This is a genomic window from Frankia sp. AiPa1 (assembly GCF_023243075.1).
GTDB lineage: Bacteria > Actinomycetota > Actinomycetes > Frankiales > Frankiaceae > Frankia.
The window spans coordinates 38,214-50,276 of sequence record NZ_JALKFZ020000002.1; the positions used below are offsets into that span (position 1 = coordinate 38,214).

Genomic DNA, 12,063 nt, shown 5'->3' on the forward strand with positions numbered 1-12,063 from the left:
CGTTATGCATCAATGGCGATCGATCGACCGCATGCCGAGCCGGACGGCCCGACCGGGCCTTCACCTTCCGCCACGCCGGAACGTGAGCCGAGCCGGGCGGAGCTGAAGGCCCAGCTGCTCGAGCACGCAGCCGTGCGCGCGCTCGACAGTTCCGATAGTTCCGATAGTTCCGACAGTTCCGACGGACGTGACGGCACCAGCGGTGACGCTCCCGAGTTGCCCGCCACACGCACCGAACGTCCCGGTCCCCCATCCCCGGTCAGGTTTGAGGGCAGCGCCCAGGAACCGGCGACAGATCTCGGCAAAACGCGTCCCATCGAATCTGCCGTACGGCCTGCCGACCGGGCCGCCACCTCCACCGACGCCACCGATGGCCCCGCCGACCGTGTCGCCGCGAAGGACCCGCAACCTGCCTCGGCCCTCGAGAAGAAGCTCGCGCTCTTCGAAGCCGCAGCTCTGCGGGCCCAGGCCGAGGAGCGTCCCCGGGACGACACACCGGGCACGGACCGCCTGGGCTGGAAACTGTCACGTGTCTGGAACGAAAGTCGCCCCACCGACGCCGGCCGAGCTTTCTTCGAAAAAGACGACGAAAATATGCACTTTTACGCGTCGAGAGTCGAGCCGGAGGAAGAACGATTCACCGCCGACCTGCACGGCTCACCTGATGCCTTCCAGGTCGGCAAACGCACTCTCGACGCCGGCCAGCTCGCCAAACTCATCCGGGCGGACGAAACGTGGGGTGGACGGCCCGTCCGCCTGATGTCATGCGAGACCGGCCAGGGCGACAATCCGGTCGCGCAACGACTTGCCGACAAACTCGGTGTCACAGTGACGGCACCCACCGAAATCGCCTTCTCCGATGACACCGGTAGGATATGGACCACGTCCGTCCGCGAAAACGACCGGGGGTTCCCGGAGCAGACCGAGCCCCATGATGGCGTCTGGCTCGATTTCCATCCCAGAGCAGAAGGCGAGTGGAATGCCTGACATCCGCGGCGAATTCAGGTTGGCGAACGTCTTCGACGGTACCGCGGATGGCGTTCCGTATATAATCGACCGGCCGCTGTTGCCACCCGGACCTGAACGCGGCCGATTCCTGAGGTATCTCAACGCCGGAGCACTTGTTTTCCGCGCCGCAGGGCTCGGTACAGATCAGCTGGAGCCGAACCGTGGAAAGCAGGTCCCCATCGTCGCCCTCACCGATGGCGAATGGATCTGGACCGCATCCGTCGTCTACTATCTTGAGGAGCATGACCTGCCGCCGGAACCGGCATTCCTCGAGTATCTGCGCGGGCGGGATTTTCGATATGAGGCGCCATCCAAAGAACGCGTCGCCGCCGCCTTGGCCGCAACCCGGTCACGGTAGCCACGGGCCGAAACGGCCGAGCAGCACCTACCGCCTCCGCCCGCGCGGCCACCCAGGTTCCGCGGAACCGTCCGTCACAAGGTCTTGACGGCGCGGCCTGCCACCACGGGACCGGCCGAGGCAGCGGGCTCGCCACCTCCCCGCGGCGTGGTGGGACCGTCCGGCTCCGCGGAACCCGACGGCGCGGCGGGGTCGACGGCGGAGCGGATGAGGATGTCACCGTGCTGGGTGCGGGCGCGGACCTCGGCCTTGTGCTCGGTGGACGGGGGGCCACCGCGGGCCGGCAACAGGCTGCGGACCTCGCCACTCTTACTGGAGGCGTCCACCCAGGCCGCCAGACCCGCCCGGATGCCGATCTCGATGTTGCCGGTTCCGGTCGCGACGTCGACCCGTCCGCCGGCCACCTCGCCGACCCGCAGGTTGCCCCAGGCGGTGCGGAAGGTCACGTTCGCGGCGGCGCGTTCGACCGCGACATCCCCACCGGCGGTTGCCACGGTCAGGTCGCCGCCAGCCGTGCCGATGACGACCGGGCCGGTCGCGGCCCTCACCGTGACGTCGCCGCGCACTTCGTCGATGTGCACCGCGCTACGGCCGCTGCGCACGTCGACGTCCCCGCCAGCGTGGCCGATCCGCAGCGTGCCGTCGGCAACGTGCGCGTGCACCGGGCCCGTCGTCCGATCAAGCTCGACCAGCCCGGCCGTACCGTGCAGGCGGCAGGTGCCGAGAACCCCACGCGCGCGGATCTCGGCGTTCGCCGTCCTCGCCACCAGGCTGGACCGGCTCGGAACCTCCACGGTCACCTCGACCGCGCCACGCTTGTCGACGATCCCACCGGACTGGGCTGACCTGATCTTCAACGTGCTGCCCGTGAGGTTGACCCGCACCCGTCCGGACGTGGCACTGGGCAGGTCGGGCTCGACCCGCACGACCGAGTCCTGACGATCACTGGCGATGATCCGCACGCGGCCGCCTACCAGTTTGACGTCCACCGTGATCGGATCAGGCGTGTTGAACGTGGGCATGCGACGACCTCCCTCTTCCATCTCTCCAGCACTTCTCGATCTCTCCAGCACTTCTCGATGTGCCACGTTTGCGATGTCTGCCTGCGGCCGGCAGCGGTTCCCGGCCGTCGGCGACTGCGGTTCCCGGCGACCTGCGGGCGATCTCGGGCGAGTCAGCCGACCCAGCCGACGAAACGACCGCCACCACCCGAGTCGCGCCGCGGGCGGCGCCGGCCCGAGTCCGGGCGGCCCGAATCCGCGGGGATGCCAGAGGTCACCGCAGCGCTGGTCACCCGGACAAGCCAGGCGTTGACCGACAGCCCCTCCTGCGCGGCAGCCGCCTCGATCCGTAGCTTCAGCTGCTCGGGCGGCCGGAAGTTGATCCGCGAGACAGCGCCGTCCCGACCGTCGGCGAACTCCGTTGGCATCGGCGGCAGCCCGGCCGACGACGCACCGGCACCGCCCGGTCCACCACCCCGCCCCTGCGGGGCCGACCGGACCCATGTTCCCGACGTGTCCCGCCAGTCCGGCGCGGCCCGCCAGTCCTCCGCGTCCGGCTCGTCCCAACCAGCGGGCGGGCCGGACGCGCCGCGAGCGTTCTGCGTTCCAGGGCCGTCCGCCAGCCCCGGATCCGCTCCTCGGCCGCCCGACACCCGCTGGTCGTCCGGCGCCCACTGGCCGCCCGAGGAAGCGGACGAGCCCGGCGGGGTCACGACGAAGTAGGGGTTTCGCCCGCGCAACCGGATTTCCACCGAGCCGGGAGCAAGGTCACGGGTGACCTCCTCGGCGGCGGCGGACAGCACCTCGAGGATGGTGAGCCGAGACGCCGAGGCCACCACCGCCGTCAGCCGTTCGGCCAGCGCCCGAGCCTCGCCCGAATCCGCCGCGGCCAACAGCTCGCCTCGGAGGTTCTCCACATACGGCGTGAGGTCCATGACGCCATAATGGCGCCATGGATGGCGCCAAGTCAACCGCGCTCTGGCGCCATTTCTAGGTCCGTTGGCACCAGCTTGACGCCACCAACGCCCCTACCCCGGCTCCCGGCTCCCGGCTCCCGGCTCCCGGCTCCCGGCTCCCGGCTCCCGGCTCCCGGCCGAGATTCGCACCACCATCGCGAATCGGACACTCGGCGCCCGATGGAAAGAATCGCGGGGCCAAGGGCCCTCATCCCCTCAGCAGGCGCGACAGAGCTCCCTCGCAGCCAAAAGTCACCCTCTGCGACGGAGGTGCTGGAGCCAAGATCCAAACAGGTCGTCGTGGGGCTGTTTCTGTCCGATTTGCCCCCCACGGCGACCTACTTGGGCTGATCTTGCTCGACGACTGGCGACGCAGCGTGTCGATCATGGGACTCGGATGCCCTCGCCGGGCTGCCCGGGGGAGCGGGCGGGCGGACGAGCGGGCCAGCGGGGCTATTCGCCGGGAGTGGTGAGACCGGCGACGTGGTGGGCGTCGTTGAAGCCGCGCAGGACGGCGGGGCCGTCGGAGTACCAGTCGATCGTGGTCAGGGCGACGAGGTCGAGGTGCAGGCGGTAGAGGACGGTGGGCTCGGCGGCCAGGGCCAGCTGGGTGAGGCCCTTGATCGGGGTGACGTGCGAGACGACCAGGATCCGGCCCCCGGGATGCGCGGTGAGCAGGCGGTCCCGGACCCGTCCGACCCGGGCGACCGTGTCCAGCAGGCTCTCGCCGCCGGGCGGCGGGACGGCGGGATCGGCGAGCCAGGCGTTCAGATCCTCGGGGAAACGTTCGCGCACCTCAGCGAACGTCAGGCCCTCCCAGGCGCCGAAGCTGGACTCACGCAGGTCGTCGTCGACGGTGTAGTCGCAGCCGAGAGCCTCGGCGGTCTGGCGGGCGCGTTTGAGCGGGGAGCTGACGATCAGGTCGAACGGCTCGTCGCGCAGCCGGCGAGCCGCGGCGGCGGCCTGCTCGAGGCCAAGGTCGGTCAGGGAAGCCTCCACGGTGCCGCTGAACCGCTTCTCCGCGGACAGCGGGGTCTGGCCGTGGCGCAGCAGCACGGTGGTGGTCGGCGGGGCCGGGGGGGCCATCCAGCCGGAGAGACGGTTCGTGGTGGGGGCGCGGTGGGGCATCGGGTCGGGCGACTGGGGGACGGAGGGCTCCCAGGTACGGCCGGCGGCGGCCGCGTCCATCGCCTCGTTGGCGAGACGGTCGGCGTCGGCGTTGCGGGCGCGCGGCACCCACCGGTAGCGGACGGTGGCGAAACCGCGCGCGAGCCCGGCGGCCTCCTCGGCCAGCGGGCGCATCGACGGGTGCTTGATCTTCCACCGGCCGCTCATCTGCTCGACGACGAGCTTGGAGTCCATCCGGACCTCGATAACGGCGGACGAATCGAGGTCGGCGGCGGCCCGCAGGCCCGCGATCAGCCCGGAGTACTCGGCGACGTTGTTCGTCGCCGTCCCGATCGAGGCGGCGCGCTCGGCGAGCACCTGGCCGTCGGCGGCGTCCCGGACAAGGGCGCCGTAGCCGGCCGGTCCCGGGTTGCCGCGGGACCCGCCATCAGCCTCGACGATCAGTGTGCGCTCGGCGCCCATCTGCAACTCCCCTCACACCGTGCCTGACCGCAACCCTGCCACCGACACCGTCCGTCTGACGACACCGCCCCGAGGTCGGACACTGCCCGACCGGCGACACTGCCCGACCGGCGACACTGCCCGGCGGACGACGGCCCGGCCGGCGACATCGGCCGCCCGGCCGGCGACATCGACTCGCCTACAGCCCTGACTCGGCGGTACGAACCAGGATGCGCCGACATTCCTCGCATCGCACCACCTCGTCGGCGGGTGCCGCGGCGACCTCGCGCAGGTCACCTCCGGACAGTTCCAGGTGACAGCCCTGGCAGCGCCGATGCACCAGGGGCGCCGCCCCGACGCCGCCCGACGACGTGCGGATGCGCTCGTACAGGGCGACCAGTGGCTCGGGCAGCGACGGGACGAGCGTGGCGCGCCGTTCCCGCAGCCGAACGGCCTCCGCGTCGATCTCGCCGTTCGCCTTGTCCCGGGCGGTGCTCGCCGCGTCGACCTCGGCCTGCAGGTCGGCCTGGCGGCGCTCGAGCTCGGCGACGCGGCGCTGTAGGCCCTCCACCGTCTCCATCCGCTCCAGCGCCTCGTCTTCGAGGACACCTTGGCGGCGGGCGAGCGAGGTGACCTCGGACTGGAGGTTCTCGAGCTCGCGAGCGTTGGTGACAGCGCCGGACCCGAGCCGGTCGGTGTCGCGGGCAGCGCGGGTGCGGACCAGCTCGATCTCGTCCTCGAGCCGGCGCTGGGCGCGGGCGACGTCGCCGAGTTCGGTACGCACCCCGACGAGGTCGTCGCCGACCGCGTCCAGATCGATGGTGCGCGCGGTGATCACTTTGAGCTCCGGCAGCGAACGGCGGCGCGCGGCCAGCCGGTCGAGCCCGGAGTCAAGCGCCTGCAGGTCGAGCAGGCGGAGCTGGGTTGCTGGATCGGCCTTCATGGACTCCTCACCAATGTGCCCTCGGATGCGGCGCGCCCTCGGGATGCGGCGTGCCCTCGCCGACACGGCCTGACGTCTGACGGACAACTGCTGGCGACGAACGACGTCGACGACTCGACGGGTGACGACTCCTCGGGTGACGCTCCACCGGCGACGCGGAGCCGGGCTTACGGGCTTAGTGGGACGGAACGTGCAGGCGCCAGGGATCGGTCACGAGAGTGGAGACCGCCGTACTCACCGTACGTCCCCGGGCGGCCAGACCCGCCGTCAGCCGGGCCGCGGCCTGTTCGAGCCACGGCCATTCGCTGGCCCAGTGCGCCACGTCCACGACCGCGATCGGATGGGCGCTGACCGCGTCGAGCACGTGATGGTGTCGGCCGTCCGCGGTGACCAGCACATCGGCGCCGGCGGCCCGGGCCGCGCCGGCGAGCTCACCACCGGCGCCGCCGCATACCGCCACCCGGTGCACCGGGGCGTCCGCCGGACCGGTCGCCCGCACCCCGCCGGCGGTGGCGGGCAGCGCCCTGGCTACCCGGGCGCAGAACTCCCCGAGCGGCTCCGGCGCCGGCAGCTGCCCGATCCGCCCCAGGCCCCGGCACATCGTGGGAGCGTCGGCGGTGGGTATGGGCTCGGCGGCGTGCTCGACTTCCAGGGGAAGAACGTCACGAAGCCCGAGGGCCGTGGCAAGCGCGTCACTCACGCCGGGCGCGGCGACGTCGGCGTTGGTGTGCGCGGTGAACAACGCCGCGCCGGCACGCACCAGCGTCGCGACCACCCGGCCCCCGGGGGACGTCTCGGCGACACCGTGTACCCCGCGCAGGAACAGGGGGTGGTGGGTGACGAGCAGACCCGCGCCCCGCGCCGCCTCGGCGGCCACCTCCGGTGTCGGGTCGACCGCGAACAGCACCGAGCCGACCTGTGCGTCGAGGTTGCCGACCACCAGCCCAACCGCGTCCCACCCCTCGGCCCAGCTCGACGGGTAGACGCTCTCCAACACCGCGATACAGTCACGGACCGTCGCCGCTGCCTCGTCCATCGGGAAGACCCTACCCGGACCGTCGCAGCGATCTGGCGGGTGGTCACGCCGGCAGCACCGGCGCCGGGCAGATGCCGCTCCGGCGCGACCCGGATGCCGAGGCGCCGTGCGCGTCGTCCGGTTCCCCCCGTAACGTCACCGATGGCAACAGGCCCGCACCGGTGCGGGCGGCCACGGCGAAGGGGTGCTCGGTCATGGCGGACGTGTCGGTGCGGTTCCAGGTCGCGGGAGATTCGGAGATCGTGCTGAACCTCGGGACAGCCGAGGCGGTCCGCCTGGTGGAGGCCATCATGCGCAAGGTCGCCGAGGCCATGAGCGGCTCGGGCCTCGGCAATCCGGCGCCGGGCGGACAGGCGCTGGGGAATCCGGGCATGGGCGGCCAGCAGCTGGGCGTGCAGCGGGCCGCGGTGGGCCCGACCTGGCCGGAGATTCCTCCTTCGGGGCAGGGAATGCCGCCCACTCGGTGAACGGCGCCGCCGCCCTCACCTGCCGATCCAGCGGGCCAGCCACCGCCGAGACGGCGGGAGAGCCACCCGCCGGCGCACCAGCGGATTCAGGCTGGCGAACGGGCGGGATCGGCCACGGAACGCGCTCGCTTCCGCAAAAACCCGACACAACGACCGCCCAGCGCGATACAACTCCGCACAGCCATTCCCACCGAAAGGACAATGATCACGCATGGCGGGGGACGTACCAGTCGACGAGCGTGCGCTGATCACTCCTTCCGTCGCCGGCACCGCCGGCGTGCTGCGAGCGGCGGCGAGTCCCGACCAGGCACAGTGGACAGCGAGCACACCGACCACGCCAGCGGGCCCGGCGGGTGACGGCCCCGCGGCGGGGACCCCGGCAGACCTGCGGGGCGAGCGGGCCCTGCACCACTACGGACGAGTCCAGGTGCTCGGCCGGCCCAGGGACGCGGGCGGCGCCTCGCGCCCGCCGGCGACGCCCGGCCAGCCCGGCGTGCGTGGCCTGGCTGCCCTGATGCCCCCGGCCGACGGCAGCGTCGTGTCGACGACCGGGGTGTCCCCGGGCCTGAGCCGGGCCGAGACCCTGGGCCTGGACGCCTTCCGGCTGCGGGCGAGCTCCGCCTACCGGCAGATCAAGGCCGACCGCCCCCGCGACGGTCACGGCTGGGACATGGACCGGCCCTGCACCGACGTCCCCCCACCGCGGACGTCCCCGCCGAGCGCCCCACCGCACGCGGCCCCGGCCGCGGCGCTGTCCCCCACCGCCGCCCTCATCCCTGGCGGGGCCACGACCACCAGCACGGCGAACGGCACCGGTGCGAACGGCGGCGTGGCGAACGGCAGCGCGGGCGCCCTTGGCACGGGCACGATCGCCCATGCCACCCCCGCCGACGGCCAGGGCATCTCGGCCGGCGCCGCCAGCACGCCAACGAGCTCCCGGCTCGAGGGTTCGGTCGCCGTCGGGCTCATCCTCGTCGAAGGCCCCACCGCCGACCTGCAGTTCACCGCCGCCGAGCGGACCAAGGTCGTCGCCGAGGTGCAGAACGGGCTGTCCTGGTACGCGAGCACCAACCCGGCGGCCGGGCTCGCGTTCCACTACGACATCCAGATCGTGCGCCTGTCGGTCGCGGCCAACCCGAACGCGACCGACCTCGAGGCCCTCTGGCGCGACCCGACGATGGACCGGCTCGGCCACAAGGCCAACTTCGACGGTGTCTACGACTATGTCGACGCGCTGCGCGGCCGGCTGGGAACGACCTGGGCCTACTGCGCGTTCTTCACGAAGTACCCGGTGAGCTACTTCGCGTACTCGTCGATCGGCGGCCCGCGAATCGTCCTGTCCTACGAGAACGACGGCTGGGGCCCCGACAACATCGACCGGGTCTTCACCCACGAGACCGGGCACATCTTCGGCGCTCCCGACGAATACGCCGGCGCCGGCTGCGACTGTGGCGGCCAGTGGGGGGTCTTCCAGACCCCGAACGGCAACTGCGACGGCTGCGCCCCCACCCCGGCCGACTGCCTGATGCGCTCCAACAGCTTCGCGCTGTGCCGCTTCACCCCCGGCCAGGTCGGCTGGGGTCACGGCGTCGCCGGCAACCCGGCGCTCATCCAGTCGAAGGGCCTCGGCAAGGCCGGCAACTTCGAGGTCGTCGTCCCGTCCGCGTTCTCCGGGCTCACCCACGTCTGGCGGGACAACGACGCCACCAACTACCCGTGGCGCGATCCCTGGCAGACCGCGCAGGCCCTCGGCCCCGTCGACGCCGTCTCGATGATCCAGAGCACGCTGGCGAACCCCGGTCCGCTGGAGATGGTCATCCGGGTCGGTGACGCGCTGTCGTTCCTCTGGCGCGACAGCTCCGGGACGTTCGCCTGGCATGCGCCCACCGCGCTTGCCCAGGGAGTCCGCGGTGTCCCGTCGCTGATCCAGAGCCGACTGGGCACCAAGGGCAACTTCGAGCTGCTCGTCCCGGCCGCCGACGTCGGCCTCATCCACCTGTGGCGCAACCATGACGTGCACGGCTACCCGTGGAGCGGCCCCGCCCGGTTCGGCGCCAACCTCGGCAAGGTCGACGCGGTCAGCCTCATCCACGGCACCCTCGGTGGCGGCACCGGGATGCTCGAGGCCGTCGCCCTCGTCGGCACCCGCCTGGTTCACCTCACCCGGGACAACACCGCCGTGTGGCGCACCGGACCGACCTTCGGGGAAGGCGTCTCGGGCAACCCGGCGCTCATCCAGAGCACCTTCCCCGGCGCGCGGAACTTCGAGGTCGTCGTCCCCGCCGCCGGCGGCGGCCTGATCCACTACTACCGCAACAACAACGCCTCCACCCCGTTCTGGAGTGGCCCCCGTCCGTTCGGCGCCGCTCTCGGCAAGGTCGATGCCGTCGCCATGATCCAGAGCAACTTCGACGGTCATCTGGAGGTTCTCGCCCGCATCGGCGACGAGCTGCACATGATCTGGCGCTCCTCCGGCGCCACCGCCGCCTGGTCCACCCCCCGCCGCGTCTTCTGACCGCCGGTCCCGAAAGCCTGGACAGACCCGGCCCAGGCCCAGATCAGCCTCGCCAGAGCACTCCCGATAGCCCTGCGAGGCTGCCTGGGAACCGAGAAGTTCAACGGCGTACCCGGCACCGACAACTGCCTGTACCGGTTCGGCGACCTCGCCTTCATGGTCATGATGAGGATGGGCCTCAACGGAGAATTCGCCGGCGCCTCAGGCCTTCGGCGGTCAGCGGGCCGTCGGGTCAGGGGGCTGGAAGCCGGGCGCGTCCCAGGGGATGCCGTCGGACTCGCCGCGGGACTTGTCAGTGTGCCGGGCGAGCCAACCGTCGACGAAGATGGTCTCGGCCGGGTCGAGCACCGCGCGCAGTGCCCACGGCACGTCGTCCACGCAGACCGCACGCACACCCGGCAGCGCGGCCAGTTCCCGCGCCCGGGAGGCCGGCGCCGCCAGCAGCACCAGGCGCGGCGGCAGCGTCGAGGTGATGCGCCCGAACGTGGCCACATCCCGCACGCCGGCACCGCGGTCACGGCGCGAGTCGGCGGCGTCGGGCGGGACGTCCGGGCTCGGGTCGCCTGGTTGGGTCAGGACCACGAGCAGCTCCGGTTCGGTTCCCCACACGGCGCCCATTGTCCGGCGCACGATGGCGGTTGTCCCGGCTATCGACCCGGCCTTTCCCGGAGACGCGTCCGAGCGTCCCCATCCCGCGCCCACCGGCGTCCCCATCCCGCGGCCACCGGCGTCCCCGCCGGCGGGCCGGAGCCGGGGACCAGGACCCGCTCCCATTGGCGATCCCCGTGGCTGCCCCTGCGGGAACCTTCCGCGCCCGGTAGCGCCACCCCGATCGGCTGGCGCGGGACGGTCCTGGACGGCGCGAGACCCTGGGACGAGCGTGGGACGACGGTGGGCGGCGAATCGGGGAGAATCACAGGGTCGGCCGCGTGGACACCACGCCCGCCGAGGGACAAGGTTGAGGAAATGCCGGGGCCGGTGACGCTCGGCTGTGCACCGGTGCGGGCCGCCGGAGGGGGGAGGACACCGGCGATGGGCACCCGACTGCCGTTGTTCCCGCTGGGAACCGTCCTGCTGCCGGGGCTCGTGCTGCCGCTGGAGATCTTCGAGGAACGGTACCGCACGCTGGTGCGCGAGCTGCTCGCCCAGCCCGACGACCAGATCCGCCAGTTCGGCGTCGTGGCGATCCGCCGCGGGCGCGAGGTGGGGCCGGCGCTGCCAGCGATCCACCAGGTCGGCTGCACCGCGGTGCTGCGGCGCGTCCAGGAGCATCCGGACGGGCGGTTCTCCCTGCTCACGGTGGGCGGACGGCGATTCCGCGTCGACGAGCTCGATCCGTTGGGCGCGCCCTACCTGCTCGGCGAGGTGGAGTTCCTGCCGGACGAGGTCGGTGACGAGCAGGTGGCGCGGGAGACGGTCGCGCCGGTGCAACGTCTGATGCGGACATACGCCGAGCGGCTCGCTGCCACAGGCACCGTGCAGATCTCGCTGCCGGACCTCCCGGACGACCCGATCGCGCTGTCCTACGTGGTCGCGGCCGCCGCCGTCACCGACCTGTCCGAACGCCAGGGGCTGCTCGCGCAGACCGACGCGGCCCAGCGGCTGCGGGCCGAACGGGCACTGCTGCACCGCGAGGTCGGGCTGCTGGGGAAGATCACCACTATCGGGTCGAGCGAGCTGCGCCGCGTCGACCCCAGCCCGAACTGACCTTCAGCGACGCCAGCCACAGGCCGAGCGCGAACACGGCCAGTGCTGCCACCGGCATCACCAGGTAGAGCCCGTGCGCGCGGACCCGCACGTCGACCAGGTCCACCAGCACCGAGGACGCGTTCGCCGGCAGCCCGTGCAGGGCGCCTGCCGAGCGGCGCAGATGGCCGATCCAGCCGGTGATGAGCGCACCCCCGAGACCGCCAGCGGCGAGTCCGAGCGGTACCGGCCAGCCGGCGTCCCGGGCTCGCCACAGCGCCACCCCGCCACCGATCACCCCGGCGACCGCGCAGATCAGCCCGAACCGGGCGTCGATGTCGCTCTGCACCGCGAACGCCGACTCGTTGCCGGCGAGCACCCCCGCCATGTTCAGATGCGGCGCCGCAGCCGCCCACAGCAGGCCGAGCGGAAAGCCAGCCACCGCCATCGCCACAGCGCAGATCAACCCGGCGAGATACCCGCCTCGCCCCGGCGACCCGGCCCGCCAGGCCCGCCCGGCCCGC

13 protein-coding genes are annotated in these 12,063 nt (G+C 72.2%); 5 read left to right on the forward strand and 8 right to left on the reverse strand.

Annotated elements, in window-relative coordinates; translation table 11 throughout:
* The first annotated feature begins 132 nt into the window (after positions 1-132).
* The gene (locus tag MXD95_RS01430; protein WP_250638656.1) at positions 133-987 is read left to right on the forward strand and encodes a DUF8616 domain-containing protein; all 855 of its coding nucleotides are present in this window, start codon (positions 133-135) and stop codon (positions 985-987) included.
* On the forward strand, positions 980-1,366 hold the full coding sequence (locus MXD95_RS01435; RefSeq protein WP_250638657.1) for a hypothetical protein: 387 nt from the start codon (positions 980-982) through the stop codon (positions 1,364-1,366). The genes MXD95_RS01430 and MXD95_RS01435 overlap by 8 nt, the downstream gene beginning before the upstream one ends.
* Positions 1,367-1,440: 74 nt before the next feature.
* Here the strand turns inward: MXD95_RS01435 and MXD95_RS01440 are convergent, their stop codons facing one another.
* The 6 genes from MXD95_RS01440 to MXD95_RS01465 all read right to left on the reverse strand — a co-directional run bounded on the left by MXD95_RS01440 (position 1,441) and on the right by MXD95_RS01465 (position 7,067).
* Positions 1,441-2,388 carry a DUF4097 family beta strand repeat-containing protein gene (locus MXD95_RS01440; RefSeq protein ID WP_250638658.1) on the reverse strand — a complete coding sequence of 316 codons (948 nt, stop codon included), beginning with the start codon at positions 2,386-2,388 and terminating at the stop codon, positions 1,441-1,443.
* Between the two features lie 152 nt (positions 2,389-2,540).
* Positions 2,541-3,302, reverse strand: a complete 762-nt coding sequence (locus tag MXD95_RS01445; RefSeq protein ID WP_250638659.1) for a hypothetical protein — start codon at positions 3,300-3,302, stop codon at positions 2,541-2,543.
* A 474-nt stretch (positions 3,303-3,776) separates the two neighbouring features.
* Positions 3,777-4,913, reverse strand: coding sequence for a bifunctional RNase H/acid phosphatase (locus MXD95_RS01450; RefSeq protein ID WP_250638660.1), 1,137 nt, complete (start codon positions 4,911-4,913; stop codon positions 3,777-3,779).
* A 178-nt stretch (positions 4,914-5,091) separates the two neighbouring features.
* Positions 5,092-5,835 (reverse strand): zinc ribbon domain-containing protein, encoded by a 744-nt coding sequence (locus MXD95_RS01455; protein ID WP_250638661.1) that lies wholly within the window; start codon positions 5,833-5,835, stop codon positions 5,092-5,094.
* 175 nt (positions 5,836-6,010) lie between these two features.
* Complete coding sequence (locus MXD95_RS01460; protein WP_250638662.1) at positions 6,011-6,871, reverse strand: Nif3-like dinuclear metal center hexameric protein; 861 nt, start codon at positions 6,869-6,871, stop codon at positions 6,011-6,013.
* 43 nt (positions 6,872-6,914) lie between these two features.
* Positions 6,915-7,067, reverse strand: a complete 153-nt coding sequence (locus MXD95_RS01465; RefSeq protein ID WP_250638663.1) for a hypothetical protein — start codon at positions 7,065-7,067, stop codon at positions 6,915-6,917.
* Between MXD95_RS01465 and MXD95_RS01470 the strand changes: the two genes are divergently transcribed.
* Positions 7,066-7,338, forward strand: coding sequence for a hypothetical protein (locus MXD95_RS01470; protein WP_250638664.1), 273 nt, complete (start codon positions 7,066-7,068; stop codon positions 7,336-7,338). The genes MXD95_RS01465 and MXD95_RS01470 overlap by 2 nt on opposite strands.
* A 211-nt stretch (positions 7,339-7,549) precedes the next feature.
* Positions 7,550-9,853 carry a DUF8189 domain-containing protein gene (locus MXD95_RS01475; protein WP_250638665.1) on the forward strand — a complete coding sequence of 768 codons (2,304 nt, stop codon included), beginning with the start codon at positions 7,550-7,552 and terminating at the stop codon, positions 9,851-9,853.
* Positions 9,854-10,069: 216 nt separating this feature from the next.
* Here the strand turns inward: MXD95_RS01475 and MXD95_RS01480 are convergent, their stop codons facing one another.
* Positions 10,070-10,462, reverse strand: a complete 393-nt coding sequence (locus tag MXD95_RS01480) for a hypothetical protein (protein WP_250638666.1) — start codon at positions 10,460-10,462, stop codon at positions 10,070-10,072.
* A 423-nt stretch (positions 10,463-10,885) separates the two neighbouring features.
* Between MXD95_RS01480 and MXD95_RS01485 the strand changes: the two genes are divergently transcribed.
* A complete protein-coding gene (locus MXD95_RS01485; protein WP_250638667.1) occupies positions 10,886-11,560 on the forward strand; it encodes an LON peptidase substrate-binding domain-containing protein in 675 nt (224 codons plus the stop codon).
* Here the strand turns inward: MXD95_RS01485 and MXD95_RS01490 are convergent.
* Positions 11,514-11,981 carry a hypothetical protein gene (locus MXD95_RS01490; protein WP_250638668.1) on the reverse strand — a complete coding sequence of 156 codons (468 nt, stop codon included), beginning with the start codon at positions 11,979-11,981 and terminating at the stop codon, positions 11,514-11,516. The two genes, MXD95_RS01485 and MXD95_RS01490, sit on opposite strands and share 47 nt — an antisense overlap.
* Positions 11,982-12,063 lie beyond the last annotated feature (82 nt).